This is a genomic window from Bifidobacterium sp. ESL0825, assembly GCF_052606465.1.
In genome coordinates, this window is the sequence record NZ_CP199589.1 from 551390 (window position 1) to 569328 (window position 17939).

Genomic DNA, 17939 nt, shown 5'->3' on the forward strand with positions numbered 1-17939 from the left:
AGTTCCTCCTGTAGCGGTGACGAGTGAACTTCGCCGCTGGTCACTAATCGCCGTTCACTTTACTGCCAGCGCTTTTCCCTGTGCTCCGATGGAGGGCATCTTCCCCTGATGGCCCACATCCTGCGATTTGAGCCCCAGGGCCTTGAGCAGGGCTCGATCCAGATGTTCCAATCCGCCTTGGCTCTTGGCCGCTGCGGTCAGATCCCAGACCCTGCCGTTGATCATGATGGTGGGGGTCGAGAACTCCCCTTTGGCGTCCTTGGCATCCTTGCGGGTGATGGCATAGGCATTGACCTTGTCCACCCATGGCCTGTAGGTTCCCTGGGCGAAACGGTCTGCCAAAGCCCTGGGCACGCCCACGCCCACGGCCTTGTCGGCCAGACGTGCATCGGAGACCGCCTGATAGGAGCTTTCATTGGGTTGGAAGTCTGCTGCAAAGACGGCGGCAGCGAAGGCCGGCAGATGATCCGGATCCTCCTGGGCCACCATGGCCAGGGCGTTGTCCACGCGGCTGGAATACTGGTCGCTGGAGGCCGAATCCAGGAAGTTCAGAAAGTTGTAGGTGACGTTGATTTGGCCGGCGCTGATCATGCGCTGCAGCTGGGGATCGATGACCCGGCCCACCTTGCCGCACCATGGGCACATGGGGTCCATGAAGATCTCAAGAGTAGGTGCATCAGCAACCTTCTTCTTGTTGCCGACCCCCTTGGATGAAACGGTCAGCCCTCCCTGGTCGTCGGCCACCGATGGCTTGACGGTGACCTCCTGCAGGGCCTTGTAGGCCTTGGCATCCCCGCTGGGGCCATGGCTGACTTGCGCGGTCGACGCTCCTGATGAGGGCTTTTGGGCTGACTGGTTGCCTGTTGCATGATCAGCCCACAGCATGTATATGCCTGCCGCAAGTACCAGCACAAGAGCTACCGCCACCAGTATCAACGGAACCCTCCGCGAGCTCTGTACAGGTGCACTTTCTTCAGAGCCGCTCTCCTGAGGCTGACCTGTCTCTACGGGTTTCTCCTCAGTGGCAATTCGCCCTTCAGCAGGTTCTGCAGTATCCGCAGGTTTTGCTGCATCAGCTGAAGTGGCCGAAACGGTAGGCTTGGTCGCATTCACCGCATCGGCCGTAGTCCGGTCCGGTTCCTCATGACCGTTCTGCTCCAGAGGTTTTGTCATGATCCATGGCCTTCCTTGCGATGATGATCCGTCGGCCTGCCCGCCGGACTTTTACCAATCTACACGAGGGTCGGCCGCCGGGATGACCGTCCGGAGAATGTGCGCCGATATGAGCTGGTCACTTGCTCAGGCCCCGTAGCGCTCCAGATAGTCCCTGGCGGCATCGGCCGTGCGCTGATCCAGAATGGGCGACCCGTCCGGGCCTTTCATGGAGGCGGCCGCGTCGAAGATCTGGCGGACGTTGACGATGCTGATGACCGGGAAGTGGAATTCGTCCATGATGGATTCGACAGCCGAGCCTTGGCCCTGTCCGGTGCGCTCCATCCGGTCCACGGAGAGCACCAGGCCGACGATGGTCACCTTGGCCTGGGACATGATCTTGGGCACCACCTGGCGGACCGCGGTCCCGGCGGTCATGACATCATCCACCAGCAGCACCCTCATGCCATCCCTTAACTGGGTGCCGACCATGAGCCCTCCGTCGCCATGGTCCTTGACCTCCTTGCGGTCAAAGGTGTAGCCGACCGGCATGCCGTGCGCCCCGCTCAGTGCGATGGCGGTGGAGACGGCCAGGGGGATCCCCTTGTAGGCCGGACCGAATACCGTATCGATGTCGGCGGGCAGGGTCCCCTGCTGCACAGCCTGCACAATGGTCCGGGCGTAGAACTCTCCCAGCAGGGCGATCAGCCGTCCGTCGTTGAAGGCCCCGGCGTTGATGAAGTAGGGCGAGCGCCGCCCCGACTTCAGGGTGAAATCACCGAACTTGAGCGCTCCGCTCTGCAGCAGGAAGCTGGTGAAGCCCTCCTGGATGCGGCGAGTCTGCTCCTGCGTATCACCGTCATGTTCGGCCCTGTTTTCTGCTGCGGATGCGCTCATCGCCAGCACTCCCCTTTCTTGAGCAAATCGGCCAGCTTGGGCCGCTCGTCCAACAGATCGTCCAGCTCCCGGGCCACTCTCATGGGCGCCACAGGATCCACCAGGGCCGCAGCCCCAACCTCCACGGCGTTGGCTCCGGCATAGAGGAATTCCAAGGCCGTGCGTCCCGAGTCGATGCCCCCGATGCCGATGATGGGAACCTCGGGCAGTGCCTGGCGCACCCGCCAGACGAAGGACAGAGCTATGGGCAGGATGCAGGGGCCGGAGACGCCGCCGGTGCCCTGGGCCAGGATGGGCCTGCCTGTGTTGATGTCGATGCGCATGCCCACCAGGGTGTTGATCAGGCTGAGGGCATCCGCTCCCCCATCGACGGCCGCCCGGGCCACCTCCACGATATCGGTGACGTTGGGGGTCAGCTTGACCACCATGGGCTTGTCGGTCAGACCCCGCAGCCTGGTGATCAGCCGGTTCAGGGCCTTGGCGTCGGTGCCTACGGACATTCCCCCGTGTGAGACGTTGGGGCAGGAGACGTTGATCTCCAGCATGTCAGCCGGGGAGTCGGCCAGCCGTTCCACGACTGTGGCATAGTCCTCGTCGCTGTGGCCGGCCACATTGGTGACCACGTTGGCTCCCAGGGCCTTGAGCCTGGGCAGCTCGTCCGCCAGGTAATGGTCCACGCCCGGGTTCTGCAGGCCGACGGAGTTGACCATGCCGGCGGGGCTCTCGGCTGTCCTGGGCGTGGGGTTGCCTTCCCAGGGCACCGGCGAAACCCCCTTGGTGGAGATGGCGCCCATTTGGGAGACGTCGTAATAGTCGCCGCATGCATCCAGGTTGAAGGTGCCCGAGGCCGTGCCCACCGGATTCTTCCAGGGCGTGCCGGCCACAACAGTGCCATGCCGCCAGGCGTGCGGCTCCAGAGGGTCCATGATTGTCAGCCCGCTCATCGTGCCTCCTTCTTGTCCTCGCCTGCATCCCAGATCAGACGGTCGGCGGCAAAGACCGGGCCGTCCTTGCAGACCTTGAGCCTGCCGTCCACGGTGTCGACCGTGCAGGCCACGCAGGTGCCATAGCCGCAACCCATCCGGGACTCCATGCAGCATTGGGCGGGCAGGCCGGTCTGGCGGGCCCAGGCGGCCACGGCCCGCATCATGGGCAGGGGTCCGCAGGTCAGAATGATGGTCCGCTCGGGATCGATGTCGCCGCGCACCCGGTCCAAGAGGGTTATGACATCCCCGGAGGCATTGTCGATGGATTCCAATCGATCGGTCAGCGGGCCCATGATGGCATCGGCGAACCGATGGTCACGGTAGCCCAGCAGGGCGGTGGTGCGCACACCGGACCGGCCTTGAAGGCACTGGGCTGCGCGGATCAGCGGGGGGACGCCCAGGCCGCCGCCCACCAGCAGATAGTCAGCCGGCTTCTCCAGGTCGAAGCCATGGCCCAGGGGCCCCAGCAGGTCCACAGCCATGCCTGGCTGCAACCGGGAGAACTCATAGGTCCCCTGGCCCACGACGGCGAAGATGATCTCGATCTGCTCGCCCTCCAGGACCCGGCTGATGCCGAAGGGCCTGGGCATCATGGTCATGCGGTCGGCCGAGTAGAGGTTGATGAAGGCTCCTGCAGGAGCATGGGCTGCCAGGTAGGGGTCGCAGATGGTCATCCGCCAGACCCGCCGGTCCAACGGCTCCATGCCGGTGACCTGGGCCGTGCGGCGTCCGGGCATCCGGCCTGCCTGTTGGGCCTGCTCCTCCACCCGGCTGGTGGATATGAAGAGGTTGGGTTTCATCGGGCCTCCTTGATCGCCTGATTGAGATCGTCCTTCATAGCCTGCGCGGCTTGGCGGGCATCGCGTGTGACCATGCACAGGACCGCCTGAACGCTGAGCTGCGAGCTGTAGTCCGGATCCTTTCGCCAGGCTGCGATGATTCCCCGAGAGGAATTGACCACAGCGCCGCCGCCGGACCGGTCGAACATGGGCGCCACGTCGGCCGCCGAACCGCCCTGGGCTCCGTAGCCGGGGACCAGGAAGAAGGTGTGGGGCATGGCCTGACGCAGAAGGGCCCCGTCCTCGGGGTGGGTAGCGCCGACCACGGCTCCAAGCCGGGAATAGCCCGATTTGCCTATAGAGGGCCGCCCCCAGGATTCGACCAATTCGCCCAGGCGCTGATAGATGGTGCCGCCGCCTGAGTCCGTATCCAGGCCCAGCTCCTGGATCTGGCTGCCCGAGGGGTTGGAGGTGCGCACCAGGGCGAAGAGGTCGCCCTGGATGTGCTCGGCCGCTTGCAGGAAGGGTTCCACCCCGTCGGAGCCCAGGTAGACGTTGATGGTCAGGGCATCCTCATACCAGGGGAACCTCCCGCCTGTTCGGTCCGGGCCATCCACAGCCTGCTCCGGGGCGAAGGGCAGGGGAAGCCCATCCAGGTGGGCGGCGTAGGCCTCGGCCGTGGAGCCGATGTCCCCGCGCTTGACGTCCCCGATGACGTAGAGGCCTCGATCGGCTGCGGCCCGGCAGGTGCCGGTGTAGGCCCTGATGCCCCAGGCTCCTAGGGCCTCGTACATGGCGATCTGGGGTTTGACTGCAGGTACCAGGTCGGCCACGCCTTCCAGGATGGCCAGGTTGAAGCGCAGATAGGCCCGGGCCAGGTGGTCCGCCCAGACCGCCTGAGCCTGCTCGCCCTGGGCCTGCTGCGGATCCTTGGGGTCCAGGCCGATCCGGGCCATGCTCCCGGCGGCGCGCTGCCTGGCCTGCTCGATCAGCTGGCTGGGCAGCAGTTCCGGTCGCGGATCCAGGCCGACCACGGTCGGATTCTGCTTGTCCTGGATGAGCGCGGTCAGTCGGTCCATGCTCAGTTCCTTTCCCTGGTGATGACACGGCTTGCAGGCAGGCGGGAGAAGACCAGACGCCCCTCCTTGATGGTGGCCATGACCCGTCCGGTCAGCTCCGCCCCGGCAAAGGGGGTGTTCCTCGCCTTGGAGTGGAAGCGGCTGGGATCAACCTTCCACTTGGTCTCGGGGTCCAAGATGACCAGGTCGACGGGTGGCTGGTCGGCCTCGCTGTGCTGATCGACTTCCAACAGAAGGTGACCGGTGTCGGCTTGATTGACCTTGTTGGCCTTGCGCGAGGACAGGTCTTCGGGCAGGAGTCGCCGCATGCCCATGAGCTCGGCCGGCGCCAGGGACATGAGCTCGATCAGGCGGTCATGGCTGATGAGTCCGCTTGTGACCAGAACCTGGTTGCAGACCGCGTAGGCAGTTTCCAGGCCGATGATGCCGTTGGGGGCGTCCTTGAGCCCCAGCGCCTTCTCGGCAGCGGTGTGGGGGGCATGGTCGGTGGCAATCATGTCGACAGTGCCGTCGGCCACGGCCTCAAGCGCAGCCTGCTGGTCAGCGCGGGAGCGCAGCGGAGGGTTCATCTTGGCCATGCTGCCGCAACGCAGCAGATCCTCGTCGCAGAGGGCCAGATAGTGGGGCGCGGTCTCGCAGGTGACCGGCAGCCCACGGGCCTTGGCCCTTCGGACGGCTTCGAATCCCCCGGCAGTGCTGACATGTTGCAGATGCACCCTGGTGCCGGTGCGCTCCGCCAGGGCGATGTCGCGATGGATGATGGCGGTCTCGGTTGAGGCGGGAATCCCCTCCAGCCCCAGTTGACGGCTGACAGCGCCAAGATTGACCTGACCGTGCTCGTGATGTTCGCAGTGGTCCAGGATGGGCAGGTCGAATTCCCGGGCGTTGGCGGCCACAGCCTCCAGGGTCTGGTCGGTGACGGCCGAGCCGTCGTCACTGATGGCGACTACGGGATGGGCCCAGCCGTGGCCGGGCAGGTGACCCGACCAGTCGTCTGGGTTTGAGGCCTGACGGCCTGCCCGGTCCATGGTGGCCGCCACACAGAGGGCGTAGTCCGCCGGCAGGCGCAGCCCGTGGTCCCGCTCATAGGATTCCAGATAGTCGATGACCGTGCGCCCGTCGGCCATCCTGGCGTGTCCATCCATGGAAGGCCGGGTGTTGGGCATGAGCAGTACGAGCCCGTAGCCTCCGGCCGCTGCGGCAGCTGTGCCGGTGACCATGTCCTCCTTGTCGGTCTGCCCAGGGTCGCGCAGGTGAACGTGGGGATCGACCAGGGCCGGAGCCAGCACCAGCCCTGAGGCATCTATCTGATCCACCCCTGCCGACATGGCATCGGTCTCGTCAATCAGCTCGCTTTCGACTGCCTGGGGAAGCACCAGATCGATCGCCCTGCCGCTGCGCCAATCGGTCAACCCCAGCAGCCGCATGTCAGTCTTCAGCCTTCTCGTCGCAGTAGTCGCAGCGGTAGACCCCGGCAGCGTCCAGGTGGAAGCGCTGGTCCACGCCGGTCTCCACCGTGGTGACGCAACGCGGGTTGACACAGGTGATGACGTTGACCAGATGGTTGGGGCGGTCAGGCTGATGCTTGCTGACGATCCTGCCCTGCCGTACCACGTCGACGGTGGCCTCCGGGGCGATGAACCCCAGGGCGGTCAGGTCCAGATCCCCGGTCTGCTCGATCTTGATGATGTCCTTGGACCCGTACTTGCGGCTGTCCGTATTCATGATCAGGGCCAGCCGGGTCTGCGACGGATCCACGCGCAGATAGTGCAAGACCTTCAGGGCTGTGCCCGCACGAACGTGGTCGATAATGATGCCATCAACAATGCTGGTGACCTTCATGCGGCCACCTCCTTCTGCTTGCGGTAACCGGGCAGTTCGTCGCCCAGCAGGGCGCTCTCCAGGGCCATTCTGACCAGCATGCCGTTGCGGACCTGCTGGAAGTAGGCCGCCCGCGGATCATCGTCCACCTCCACGGCGATCTCATTGACCCTGGGCAGCGGGTGGAGGATGGCCATGTCGGGACGGGCGGACCGAAGCTTGTCGGCATTCAGAATGTAGGTGTCGCGCAGACGCAGGTAGTCGTCCTCGTTGAAGAAGCGCTCCTGCTGGACACGGGTCATGTAGAGCACGTCCAGGTCGCCGATGACCCCATTCAGGTCCCCGGTCTCACGGTAGGTGCAGTCGGCCGAGGAACGGATTCGTTCCAGAACGTACTCGGGGGTGCGCAGCTCGTCGGGGCTGATCAGGACGAAGTCCACGTGGCCCAGGCGGCATAGGGTGGTGATCAGGGAATGGACGGTGCGGCCGAAGGTCAGGTCCCCGCACAGGCCGATGGTCAGGTGGTTCAGCCGGCCCTTGCGCGCGCGGATGGTGGCCAGGTCGGTCAGGGTCTGGGTCGGGTGCATGTGTCCGCCGTCTCCGGCGTTGATGACCGGGACCGTGGCTGCCTGGGAGGCCACCAGTGCGGCACCCTCCTTGGGGTGGCGGATGGCCACGATGTCGGCGTAGTTGGAGACCGTCTTCAGGGTGTCGCTGATGGACTCCCCCTTGGAGACGCTGGCCAGCTGGGCGCCGGCGAATCCGATGACCTGGCCGCCCAGACGGAGCATGGCCGTCTCGAAACTGAGCCGGGTGCGGGTGCTGGGTTCATAGAAGAGCGTGGCCAGGACACGGCCGTCGCAGGTATGGGCCACCTGACGGCGATGGGTGTCGATGTAGGCCGCCCGATCCAGCAGGTCCAGGATCTGGGTCATGGGAATGTCGTCGAGGGTTACCACACTTCGCCCACGAAGCGGAACGACGGCGGAAGAGGTGTTGGATGCGTGATCAACTTGTTGGGACAACGGCTCACCTTCCTCAAGGTGGCCACCTTATGTGACCTGAACAAGCATACGACCCCGGATGGACCCAGGGTCAGCCGCCGTAGAAGAGCCGTTCCATGACCTGCCTGCAGCGGCGCATGGCCGCCAGCAGCTCGTTGACAAAGCGCTGGCCCCGGTGGGCCGGGTAGCCCAGGCAGACCGCAATGCCTCCCAGAACCTGCCCGTCGTCAGGCAGGATGTCCGACTGGGATACCCTTCCGGACCAGAGGAAGTTGGCGTTGCGGGCTGCTGTGCAGAGCACCCAGCTGCTGCGCAGGGCCTTGGCATCCTTGGCCTTGATAAGTCCCGCAGCCTCCAGGGCATCCAGGGCGGTCAGCGTCCCGGTGACCTGCAGCTCAGGCAGATCGTGGGCATGACGCAGCTGGAGGAGCTGAACCGTCCATTCCACGTCAGACAGCCCTCCCCGGCCCAGCTTCAGATGCCGGTCCCGACGCACGCCGCGCGGCAGCCGCTCTGCCTCCATCCGGGCCTTGAGACGGCGGATCTGCCCCAGCTCCTCCTCGTCGGGCGGCTGCTGAGGGTAGCGGAGCGGATTGGCTATGCCCTCCAGGAAGTCCTTGGCCAAGCCGGCGTCCCCAGCTGCGAACCTGGCCCGGATCAGGGCCTGATGTTCCCAGGTCTCCGACCAGTCGCGGTAGTAGCGCTGGTAGGAGTCCAGGGAACGCACCAGAGGCCCCTGACGTCCTTCGGGGCGCAGGTCGAAGTCCAGGTCGATGCCGGGCTCCAGGCTGGCTGGTCCAGCCAGGACGGCCCGCAGGTCGGCGGTCACTCCACGTGCGAATTCGGCCGCCTGGTCCTGGTCGGCGCCTGATGCCGGACGGTAGACCAGCATGATGTCGGCGTCCGAGTTGAAGTTGACCTCCCTGCCCCCGTAGCGACCCATGCTGATCGCGGCCAGATCGGCTGGCGCGCCAGCCTGTTCCGAACGGTGGTCCACGGCCCAGTCCAGGGCGGCATTGATGGCCGCATCGTAGACATCGGACATGCCCGCCAGGCAGGCCTGCTGATCGTCCACCCCGCTCATCCAGCCCAGCCCGATCCGCTCGATTTCCTGTCGGCGCATGGCCCGGACGGCTGTGGCGAACTCCTCCAGCGAGTCCGAATGCCTGGTTCGATAGGCTGCGGCGCGCTTGTCCAGAGTGGCCCGATCACGGGGGATCATGTCCTGGTCATGGCCCAGCCAGGTCACCGACTGGACGGACCGGGCCAGGGCGCCGGACAAATAACGTGAATTGGACAGGACATGGCAGAGGCGGCGGGCGGCCGAGGTGGAGTCCCGCAGGAAGCCCAGATAGGTGCTCTTGCCGCCGAAGTGCTCCTCAAGGGTTCGCCAGCCCAGGAGTCCCATGTCCGGATCCTGCCCCTCCCCCAGCCACTGGAGGACGGCGGGCATGAGAATGCGGTTGATGCGCGCCGATCGGGTGACCCCTGTGGTCAGGGCTGTGACGTGGCGAATGGCTGCATCGGGGTCGGCGAAGCCGATGGAGGCGAACCTGGCGCGGGCCGCCTGGGGGCGCAGGCTGACCTCGTCCTCGTCCACCTGGGCGTTGATGGGCAGCATGGGACGGAAATAGATGGCCTGGTGAAGGTTGCGGACCTCGATTCTGGTGGCCTGGTATTGGGCCAGCATCTGGTCGGCGTGCAGACCGAAGGCCCGGGCCAGCCGCCTCAGATCGCGGTTGCTCTCCAGCTCCTCCAGGCTAGGCGGCCGCTGGCCGAGTGTGCCTGAACGGGTGATTTTCGGGAAGAGGTGGGTGCGGCGCAGCTGCCACATCTGCAGGCGATGCTCCATGACCCGCTCGAAGCGATAGTCATGGTCCAGCTGGTCGCCGTGCTTGCGTGAAATGTAGCCGCCGCGGGACAGGGCCTGCAGGGCATCCAGGGTGGCTGGACAACGCAGATCCGGGTCGCTGGAGCCATGGACCAGCTGGAGCATCTGGACGGTGAATTCCACATCCCGCAGTCCGCCCTGGCCCAGCTTGATTTCGCGCTCCTTGCGGTCCTCGGGTATCAGCCGCTCCACACGCTGGCGCATCCGCTGGCAGTCGTAGACGAAGTTGGGACGCTGACAGGCACCCCAGACCAGGGGCTCGACCATGGCCGAATAGTCCTGTCCCAGGGCCTTGTCGCCAGCGACAGGACGGGCCTTGAGCAGAGCCTGGAATTCCCAGTTCTCAGCCCACTGGGCATAGTAGTCGGCGTAAGAGGCCAGACGGCGCACCAGGGGGCCGTCACGTCCCTCGGGCCGCAGGGCGGTATCGACCTTCCATAGCGGCGGCTCGGTCGATCCGGGAATGACCGCCTGGCAGACCCGCTGCAGGAGGACGGCCATGGCAGTGCCGACGGCAATAAGATCAGTCCCATTCGGGTCCGCCCCCGAAGCCGGCTCCACCAAGTACATGAGATCCACATCGGACACGTAGTTGAGCTCCTGAGCGCCCAGCTTGCCCATGCCAATGACGGTCAGACGGCATGAATCCGCATTGGGGACCTGACGGCAGGCAATGCTCAGGGCCCCTTGGAGTGCGGCATCGGCCATGTCTGACAGGGCCCTGCTGATTGCTGGCTCCAGCTCCAGAGGATCCTCAGCTGCCAGGTCTCGGGCCATGACTGCAGCCAGCTGCAGCCGGTATTCGAACCGCAGTGCATCGGCATACGCGGCCAGTGAAGGCGAGGATTCTGAATTCTTCTCCACCTTGTCCAAGGCGTCAAGGACCCGCCTCTGCCTGGTTTCCGCCGAACAGTCAGCCAGGTGGTCGGGGTCGAGGGCGGCTGCCTCTGCCAGTTCCGGCCGCGAGCGCATCAGTCGGCCCATGGCCTCCGAGGCCCCCAACACCCTGATCAGCGACTGGGTGGCCTCTTGGTTTTCCTGCGGGGATCCGGAAAGAAAGCCCGGCCGGACTCCTTGCGGATACTGCTCCAGAATTCGTATCAGCCCCGCAAGGGCTTCGTCCGGATCACAGGCCTGGTCGAGGCTCTGGACCAGGGTTTGCGCCAGAGCCTGGTCGTCCACCAGGCGGGCAAGCCGATCCAGCCGGACCCGGGCCTTGTCCAGGTCGTGCAGCCCAAGGTGGATCAGGGTCGAAGTGGTCGGTTGCGCCGGATCTTCCATGACTCATCCCCTGCCTTTGCTTAAGGCTCCGCGACGACTCTGATGTCTGCGGAGCCGGTACAGGCATTATAGGGGTGACGGGTCGTCAGCCCTTGCGGCCCTCCCGAAAGGCGCAGACAGCGCAGTATACAGTGACGACGGCTAAGCACACGGAGAAGATCAGTGTGGGCCATGTCAGCAGGCTGCCGTCCCGCACAGCCTCAGCCAGGGATTGGACCAGCCAGATGGCGCAGGCTGCAGCAGTCAGGCCATACATCCGAGAACGAGCCTTGCCGGTGATACGCACGATTGTGCTCCTTTTTACCGATGTTCCAAAGATGGTTGATCGGCATGAGGGACGGCAAGTGCCCATCCCTCATGCCGATGATTGGTTAGCTCTTGCGGCGCTTGGACATGACGTCGATAGCCACGGCCAGCAGGAGCACCAGCCCCTTGATGGTCTTGACGATGGCCGTGTCCACGCCCATGATGGACAGTCCCTGGTTGATCACACCCATGACGAAGGCTCCGACGACCGCCCCGGGAATGGTGCCGATGCCGCCGGTGACAGCCGTGCCGCCGATGAAGCAGGATGCGATAGCGTCCATTTCGAACTCCATACCAGCCTGGGCGGTGGCCGAGGCCAGTCGTGAAAGCATGCAGATGGCTGCCACAGCGGACAGGAAGCCCATGTGGACGAATAGCGTGAAGTCCACCCGTTTGGCGTTGATGCCCGAGAGCACGGCAGCCTTGCGGTTGCCGCCCACTGCGTATACATGCCGGCCGAAGACGGTCCTGGTGAGGATGAAGTTGTAAATCAAGACCAATACGGCCACGATGACCAGCATTATGGGCGTTCCGCCCTGGTTCTCATTGCCGGAGGAGGCCAGCAGGTAGGTCACGAAGAGGATGACGACTGCGGCCACGATGATCTTGCCGGTCATCAAGGCCTTGGGCTCAGGAACCAGACCTACAGCCAGGGTCTTGCGGCGGCGGGCAATCTGCGACCAGGCGTATGCCAGGATGCAGATCAGGCCCAGCACCACGGTCAGACCGTCGAAGGGGCCCCACCATCCCAGAATGTTGGGCAGGTAGTCACGGGCGATCCCCCTGAACTGTGCGGAGGTGATAGGCACGGACTCGCCGACGATGACTGTGGCCAGACCACGGAAGATCAGCATGCCGGCCAGGGTGGTGATAAATCCTGGAATGCCGATGACGGCGACCCAGAAACCCTGCCAGATGCCGATCAGCAGACCTACGATCAGGGACAGGCCGATGGCCACGATCCAATTGACCCCCATATGTTCCATGAGGATGGCGCACACGCCTCCGATGAAGGCCACCAGCGAGCCCACCGACAAATCAATGTGGGTGGCGATAATGACCATGACCATGCCGATGGCCAGGATGATCACGTAGGCGTTCTGCTGGATCAGCGAGACGAAGCTGTTGGGTTTGAGCAGCACCCCCTTGGTCAGTATTTCGAAGACGACCACGATGACCACCAGAGCGCCGACGATGCCATACTGCCGGGCGTTGCTGGCCAGGGAGGCCAGAATGCCAGGTCCTGCCTGTTCTTGTTCCACCGCCTGGGCGGTGCTCTTTTTGCTGTTGGGCGAGCTCATCTGGCTGCCACTCCCTTCTTTTCCTGGGTCATGCCCTTCATCAGATATTCCTGCGAGAAGTCCCGGCGCTCCACGTCGTTGGTGATGACCCCCTGGCTGACCGTATAAATCCGGTCACAGATGCCGATCAGCTCGGGCAATTCAGAGGAGATGACCACCACAGCCTTGCCCTGGTCGACCAGCCGGTCGATGATCTCGTAGATCTCGTATTTGGCTCCCACATCAATGCCTCGGGTAGGCTCGTCCAGGATGAGCACATCAGGATCCGAGATCACCCACTTGGCCAGCACGACCTTTTGCTGGTTGCCGCCGGAAAGGGTGGAGACGGGCACATCGATGTTGCTGCACTTGATGTTGAAGTCCTTGCGGTACTCCTCCACCCGTGCCCTCTCCAGGTTCTCGTTCATGACCCCATGGCGGCTCATTTTCTTGAGCGAGGCCAAGGAGGCGTTTTCCCTGATGTTCTGCAGCAGATTGAGTCCGAAGACCTTGCGGTCCTCAGTGGCATAGGCCAGGCCCGAATCGATGGCCGACTGGACGTTCGGCAGCTCGACCCGACGGCCATGCATCTCGATTCTGCCGCTGATGTGGCTGCCATAGGATCGCCCGAAGATGCTCATGGCCATCTCGGTGCGGCCCGCACCCATGAGTCCCGCCAGTCCGACGATCTCACCCTGGTGCACTACTAGATTGGCATGATCGACCACGGTGCGGGAGGGATCCTGCGGGTGGTGGACAGTCCAATCGCTGACCTTGAGCACCTCCTTGCCGATGTGCGGCACGTGCTCGGGATAGAGGTTGGTCAGCTCGCGGCCGACCATCTTCTGGATGAGCAGATCCTGATCCAGCGGGTGGTCTTGGTCGATTCGCATGCCGCCCACCGTGGAGCCATCCCGTAGAATGGTCACCCCATCCGCAATCTGCCCCACCTCGCCCAGCTTGTGGGTGATGAGGATGCTGGTCACTCCCTGCTGGTCACGCAGCTGTCTGACCAGATCCAGCAGATGATCGGAATCATCGTCGTTCAAGGCGGCTGTGGGCTCATCCAGAATCAGCAGCCTGACGTGCTTGGACAGCGCCTTGGCGATCTCCACCAGCTGCTGCTTGCCCACTCCAAGGTCCATGACCCTGGTGTCGGGTTTCTCGTCCAGCCCCACACGCTCCAACAGACGCGAGGCCTTGGCCCTCGTCGTGTCCCAGTCCATTACGCCATTGTGGGCCTGCTCATTGCCCAGGAAGATGTTCTCGGCAATGGATAGGAAAGGGCTCAGCGCCAGCTCCTGGTGGATGATGACGATGCCGTCGTCCTCCGAATCATTGATGGTCCGGTAGCGGCAGGGCTTGCCGTCGAACAGGATTTCGCCGGTATAGCTGCCATGAGGGTAGACCCCGGACAGCACATTCATCAGGGTTGACTTGCCGGCCCCGTTTTCCCCGCAGATGGCATGGATTTCGCCCTTGCGCACATCCATGTCGACATTGGACAGAGCCTTTACCGGACCGAAGGTCTTGGTTATTCCCTGCATTCGCAACAAGATGTCCTCGTCGGACATGCTTTCACCTCCTGTGCGCCGACCGTCCCTCCCCTTGACCGGAAGCGGGACGGTCCGGCGCGACTGTGATGCCAACCTCACTTGGTCAGCTGATCGAATCGTGCCTGGGTCAGGTAGTTCGCCTTGACCAGATCGGTCAGGTTGTCCTTGGTGATGGCCTTGGGATCCAGCAGCTTCGAGGGCACCTTGATGCTGTTGTTGTCAAAGGTGCCGTTGATGCCGGTGACCTTCTTGCCTTCGGCGATTTCGATGATCATGTCGTAGACGGCCTGGGCCAGCTTGTTGACGTCCTTGAAGACGGTCTGACCCTGCAGCCCCTTGGAGATGTTGGCCACGGAGATCTCCATGGCGTCCTGCCCGGTGATCTTGGGCCAGTTGTCGGTATTGGGCTGGATGTCGGGCCTCTTGGACTGGATGGCGTTGATGACTCCCTGGCTGATGCCGTCATAAGGACTCAGCACTGCATCCAACCGCTCGCCATGGGCGTAGGTCGAATCAAGAATGGACTCCATGTCCTTCTGGGCCTGCTCGGTCTTCCAGGACTGGACGGAGATCTTCTGCCAGTCTGAAAGCTTGAAGTCCTTGGTCACACCGCCGCCATGCTGGGAGGGACTGACCAGAACGCCCGACTTGAAGTAGGGCTGCAGCAGCTCCCAGGCGCCCTTGAAGAAGTACTTGGCGTTGTTGTCGTCGGGAGAACCGGTAAAGAGCTCAATATTGAATGGACCCTTGGCTCCGTTTTTGAGCCCCAGCTGGTCGATCAGCCAGTTGGCCTCCAGCACGCCGGTGCGCTCAAGCTGGAAGGTCGCATAGTAGTCAACGGCCTTGGTGTTCATGATCAGCCGGTCATAGGCGATGACCTTGGCCCCGGCATCCTTGGCCTTCTCGACAGCCGGCCCGACAGCTGTGCCGTCCTTGGAAGCCACCACCACGATCTTGGCGCCCTTGTTGACCATGTTCTCGATGTCGGCATTCTGCTGGGCGGGCTTGTCATCCGCGAAGGAGAGCACTACCTTGTAGCCTGCTTTCTCCAGTTTGCTCTTGAGGTTGTTGCCGTCCTTGTTCCAACGCTCCTCGGACTTGGTGGGCATGGACACGCCGATGGTGGCGCCTTTGCCGATCGATCCTCCCTCCTGGGAGGAACTGGAGGCACGTGAACCTCCGCAAGCGCCCAGTCCGGTCAGCATGGCGACGCCGATGACAGCCGCCATGGCACGTTGCATCATCTTCATGAAGACTCCTTCATCCTTGAATTCTCCGGCAGGCATCTCCGTCTGCCTGGGCCCCTTCATTGCAGGCCCAGTGGTCAGCATACCCAATTGCGTTAACTTTATCAACTCAACAAAGCTGATTATCTATTTATATGTTTCGTACATGAACTTAATAATTCCCTCGAACTTTTGGCTTTCATCGGCGCAAAAGGTGCACTGGGCGGGGGCAAGCCACGATCTTGGCTACACTGGAACCTATGGCACATCGATTGTTCGGTTCACAGTCCTCACTGCGTGAGGCCAACCGTGCCCTACTGCTGGATACGATCCGAAGATTCGGTGCCATGACCCAGATCGAATTGGCTGAAAATACCGGGCTTTCAACGGCAACTGTCTCCAACCTGGTACGCCTGATGGGCGAGCAAGGACTTCTGGAGACATCCTCCACCACCAGAAACGGCCGCCGCGCCACCCTGGTCATGCTGGCCCGCCGCAAGGGCCTCGGAGTCGGGCTCTACATCGGCCGTCACGAAATGCGGCTGGAAGTTGTCGACGCCAGCCATGCCATCCTGGCAGAGCATGATATGGCGCTGCCACGGCAGCACAAGCCTGACACAACCCTGGAACGGGCCATGATCCTGATCAAGGAGACGCTGACTTCCATCGGCGCCCAATCGGATGAGCTTGTCGGCCTGGGCCTGGCCATGGGGGCCCCAGTGGACTGCAGAACTCACCAGCTGGCCATTCCCGGCATCCTGCGAGGCTGGGACAAGGAGGATCTGATAGGCACCTTCCATGAGGCTTTCCAGGTGCCGGTCCAGGTGGACAACGATGCCAACTTCTCAGCCATGGCCGAGCTGAGAATGGGCGCGGCAGTCGGCAGACGAAACTTCGTTTACATCCACGCCAATGACGGTGTGGGTGCGGGAATCGTCATCAACGGCGAGGTGTGGCGGGGCACCACCGGGCTGGCAGGCGAAATAGGCCATGTCCAGGTGGATCCCTTGGGCGATATCTGCATCTGCGGCAACCGCGGGTGCCTGAATACGGTGGTGGACGAGAGCCGTCTGGTCTCCTTGCTGAGCGTGACCCATGGGAACATGACCCTGGAGGATCTGGTGGGCAATGCCGTCAAGGGGGACCCGGGCTGCAGACGGATTGTGGGCGACGCGGCCATCCGCATCGGCAATGTAGTAGCCGATCTGTGCAACGCCGTGGATCCCGAGGTGGTGATTCTGGGAGGCATTCTGAGCACAACCGAAGACGTGTTTCTGGAACCCCTCCGGGAGACCCTTCAGCGCATGCTTTTCCCTGACGCCATGGTTCCCATGGAGGTGCTCCCTGCCCGCTATCCGATTACCGGTTCCGCTTTGGGGGCGGCTATGATGGCTGTCGATAGCGTCAACGAACACATTGATGTGTCCAACAAGTCCGCAGGTCGATCATCGTAGAGGAGGTGACCTGGATTGCATAAAACCGCTGTCTTGATGCAGATGGACGACCTCTGCATCAGGTTCGGGTTCGTTGAGGCCCTCAAACATATCAACCTGGATATCCGCCAACACGAAGTGCTCGCCATCGTAGGCGACAATGGAGCAGGCAAGTCCACACTGGTCAGGATTCTGTCCGGCTTGATCCGACCCGACCAGGGTACCTTGCTCTGGAAGGGCCGACCGACCAGCATTCCCTCGATCAGAGTCGCCAATCAGTTGGGCATTGCAGCCGTTTTCCAGGGGCAGGACTTCTGCGACAACCTGGATGTCTCCTCCAACCTCTTCCTGGGCAAGGAATTGCGCGATCGTCACCATCGGCGTGATGACGAAGCCATGCGTCGGCGCACCCGTCAGGTCCTCCAGTCGCTGTCCTCCCCCATCCGCGTGGGACAACCCATGGCAACCCTTTCCCTGGGGCAAAAACAGACTGTATCGATCGCCAGGACCCTGCTGGACAATCCGGAGCTGATCCTGCTCGACGAGCCGACGGCCTCCTTGTCAGTCATGCAGTCCGCAGAGGTGCTCAACTACATCAAGCGCATGCGTTCCGAGGGGCGCAGCATACTCATGGTCTGCCACGATCTGCCGGACGTTTTCGCGGTTTCCGACCGTATAGCAGTCATGCGCCAGGGACGGCTGGTAGGAGTCCTTCCTACGGCCAAGACATCTTATGAGACTGTAATAGCCTTGATTTCGGGCATTGATCCCGAAGATGTCATACAGAACCAGGAGCAGCTGGATGCCATGGCCAGAGCCAACGCCCGCGTCCACGCCCTGCGCGGCACCAGAAAGATATTGCCCGAGCAATCATGAACGAAGGAACCCTAGAATGCAGCTGACCGATACCCTCCTGACCATTGCCTGCGCCCTGATAGGGCTAGCGGTGGGACTGATCTACGGACTTCTGCCGAAGAAAAACGACCGACTGACCGATTCGCAGCAGCGCTGGACACAGGTCCTATCCCTGATCGGGGTCGGCCTGGTGGTGATCCTTATTCTGCTGGGGCGCGACCTGGCCTCCTGGGTGACCATCGGAGGGATGATCCTCGGTCTGTTGATTGGCATGATACCGCCGCTGAACAGGGCTGCACTCAAGGTCTGGCCATGGCTGAGGCCCCGCACCGACAATCAGGGCCAAAAGCGTCGCTGAAAGCTGGCGATCACGCTTTTGCCGTCATCGATGCG

16 protein-coding genes are annotated in these 17939 nt (G+C 63.0%); 3 read left to right on the forward strand and 13 right to left on the reverse strand.

All coding sequences use genetic code 11. The annotated features are described in order from the left end of the window. Window positions 1–54: 54 nt before the first annotated feature. The 13 genes from ACUIAG_RS02445 to ACUIAG_RS02505 all read right to left on the reverse strand — a co-directional run bounded on the left by ACUIAG_RS02445 (window position 55) and on the right by ACUIAG_RS02505 (window position 15282). Entirely contained in the window at window positions 55–1173 is a 1119-nt protein-coding gene (locus ACUIAG_RS02445) for a DsbA family protein (protein ID WP_445340048.1), read from the reverse strand. A 126-nt stretch (window positions 1174–1299) separates the two neighbouring features. Then, complete coding sequence (pyrE, locus tag ACUIAG_RS02450) at window positions 1300–2049, reverse strand: orotate phosphoribosyltransferase (protein ID WP_313839087.1); 750 nt, start codon at window positions 2047–2049, stop codon at window positions 1300–1302. Continuing rightward, entirely contained in the window at window positions 2046–2993 is a 948-nt protein-coding gene (locus ACUIAG_RS02455) for a dihydroorotate dehydrogenase (protein WP_445340049.1), read from the reverse strand. The genes pyrE and ACUIAG_RS02455 overlap by 4 nt, the downstream gene beginning before the upstream one ends. Next, entirely contained in the window at window positions 2990–3835 is an 846-nt protein-coding gene (locus ACUIAG_RS02460; RefSeq protein WP_445340050.1) for a dihydroorotate dehydrogenase electron transfer subunit, read from the reverse strand. Before ACUIAG_RS02460 ends, ACUIAG_RS02455 begins: the two co-directional genes overlap by 4 nt. Then, window positions 3832–4893: an orotidine-5'-phosphate decarboxylase gene (gene pyrF / locus ACUIAG_RS02465; protein ID WP_445340051.1), complete on the reverse strand. Its 1062-nt coding sequence runs from the start codon at window positions 4891–4893 to the stop codon at window positions 3832–3834. Before pyrF ends, ACUIAG_RS02460 begins: the two co-directional genes overlap by 4 nt. 2 nt (window positions 4894–4895) lie before the next feature. Next, the gene (locus ACUIAG_RS02470) at window positions 4896–6320 is read right to left on the reverse strand and encodes a dihydroorotase (protein WP_445340052.1); all 1425 of its coding nucleotides are present in this window, start codon (window positions 6318–6320) and stop codon (window positions 4896–4898) included. Between the two features lies 1 nt (window position 6321). Beyond that, window positions 6322–6735: an aspartate carbamoyltransferase regulatory subunit gene (locus tag ACUIAG_RS02475; protein ID WP_445340053.1), complete on the reverse strand. Its 414-nt coding sequence runs from the start codon at window positions 6733–6735 to the stop codon at window positions 6322–6324. Next, entirely contained in the window at window positions 6732–7739 is a 1008-nt protein-coding gene (gene pyrB, locus ACUIAG_RS02480) for an aspartate carbamoyltransferase (protein WP_024627990.1), read from the reverse strand. The genes ACUIAG_RS02475 and pyrB overlap by 4 nt, the downstream gene beginning before the upstream one ends. 70 nt (window positions 7740–7809) lie before the next feature. Beyond that, a complete protein-coding gene (locus tag ACUIAG_RS02485; protein WP_445340054.1) occupies window positions 7810–10890 on the reverse strand; it encodes a bifunctional [glutamine synthetase] adenylyltransferase/[glutamine synthetase]-adenylyl-L-tyrosine phosphorylase in 3081 nt (1026 codons plus the stop codon). Between the two features lie 85 nt (window positions 10891–10975). After that, entirely contained in the window at window positions 10976–11176 is a 201-nt protein-coding gene (locus tag ACUIAG_RS02490) for a hypothetical protein (RefSeq protein ID WP_024627988.1), read from the reverse strand. Between the two features lie 85 nt (window positions 11177–11261). Next, window positions 11262–12497, reverse strand: a complete 1236-nt coding sequence (mmsB, locus tag ACUIAG_RS02495; protein ID WP_313839076.1) for a multiple monosaccharide ABC transporter permease — start codon at window positions 12495–12497, stop codon at window positions 11262–11264. Beyond that, window positions 12494–14050, reverse strand: coding sequence for an ATP-binding cassette domain-containing protein (locus tag ACUIAG_RS02500; protein WP_313836542.1), 1557 nt, complete (start codon window positions 14048–14050; stop codon window positions 12494–12496). The genes mmsB and ACUIAG_RS02500 overlap by 4 nt, the downstream gene beginning before the upstream one ends. A 77-nt stretch (window positions 14051–14127) precedes the next feature. Continuing rightward, window positions 14128–15282 (reverse strand): substrate-binding domain-containing protein, encoded by a 1155-nt coding sequence (locus ACUIAG_RS02505; protein ID WP_045924497.1) that lies wholly within the window; start codon window positions 15280–15282, stop codon window positions 14128–14130. Between the two features lie 236 nt (window positions 15283–15518). On the opposite strand from ACUIAG_RS02505, the gene ACUIAG_RS02510 reads away from it, so the two are divergent. The 3 genes from ACUIAG_RS02510 to ACUIAG_RS02520 are packed head-to-tail and all read left to right on the forward strand — an operon-like array spanning window position 15519 to window position 17904. After that, window positions 15519–16712 carry an ROK family transcriptional regulator gene (locus ACUIAG_RS02510; RefSeq protein ID WP_313836544.1) on the forward strand — a complete coding sequence of 398 codons (1194 nt, stop codon included), beginning with the start codon at window positions 15519–15521 and terminating at the stop codon, window positions 16710–16712. A gap of 36 nt (window positions 16713–16748) precedes the next feature. Then, window positions 16749–17567 (forward strand): ATP-binding cassette domain-containing protein, encoded by an 819-nt coding sequence (locus ACUIAG_RS02515; protein WP_445340055.1) that lies wholly within the window; start codon window positions 16749–16751, stop codon window positions 17565–17567. 16 nt (window positions 17568–17583) lie between these two features. Further along, window positions 17584–17904 carry a hypothetical protein gene (locus ACUIAG_RS02520; RefSeq protein WP_445340056.1) on the forward strand — a complete coding sequence of 107 codons (321 nt, stop codon included), beginning with the start codon at window positions 17584–17586 and terminating at the stop codon, window positions 17902–17904. Window positions 17905–17939: the final 35 nt, after the last annotated feature.

Bases quoted from the DNA above. Each gene is read 5' to 3' on its own strand.
- ACUIAG_RS02445 (WP_445340048.1), bottom strand. From the start codon at position 1,173: ATGACAAAACCTCTGGAGCAGAACGGTCATGAGGAACCGGACCGGACT.
- pyrE (WP_313839087.1), bottom strand. From the start codon at position 2,049: ATGAGCGCATCCGCAGCAGAAAACAGGGCCGAACATGACGGTGATACG.
- ACUIAG_RS02455 (WP_445340049.1), bottom strand. From the start codon at position 2,993: ATGAGCGGGCTGACAATCATGGACCCTCTGGAGCCGCACGCCTGGCGG.
- ACUIAG_RS02460 (WP_445340050.1), bottom strand. From the start codon at position 3,835: ATGAAACCCAACCTCTTCATATCCACCAGCCGGGTGGAGGAGCAGGCC.
- pyrF (WP_445340051.1), bottom strand. From the start codon at position 4,893: ATGGACCGACTGACCGCGCTCATCCAGGACAAGCAGAATCCGACCGTG.
- ACUIAG_RS02470 (WP_445340052.1), bottom strand. From the start codon at position 6,320: ATGCGGCTGCTGGGGTTGACCGATTGGCGCAGCGGCAGGGCGATCGAT.
- ACUIAG_RS02475 (WP_445340053.1), bottom strand. From the start codon at position 6,735: ATGAAGGTCACCAGCATTGTTGATGGCATCATTATCGACCACGTTCGT.
- ACUIAG_RS02485 (WP_445340054.1), bottom strand. From the start codon at position 10,890: ATGGAAGATCCGGCGCAACCGACCACTTCGACCCTGATCCACCTTGGG.
- mmsB (WP_313839076.1), bottom strand. From the start codon at position 12,497: ATGAGCTCGCCCAACAGCAAAAAGAGCACCGCCCAGGCGGTGGAACAA.
- ACUIAG_RS02500 (WP_313836542.1), bottom strand. From the start codon at position 14,050: ATGTCCGACGAGGACATCTTGTTGCGAATGCAGGGAATAACCAAGACC.
- ACUIAG_RS02505 (WP_045924497.1), bottom strand. From the start codon at position 15,282: ATGAAGATGATGCAACGTGCCATGGCGGCTGTCATCGGCGTCGCCATG.
- ACUIAG_RS02510 (WP_313836544.1), top strand. From the start codon at position 15,519: ATGGCACATCGATTGTTCGGTTCACAGTCCTCACTGCGTGAGGCCAAC.
- ACUIAG_RS02515 (WP_445340055.1), top strand. From the start codon at position 16,749: ATGCAGATGGACGACCTCTGCATCAGGTTCGGGTTCGTTGAGGCCCTC.
- ACUIAG_RS02520 (WP_445340056.1), top strand. From the start codon at position 17,584: ATGCAGCTGACCGATACCCTCCTGACCATTGCCTGCGCCCTGATAGGG.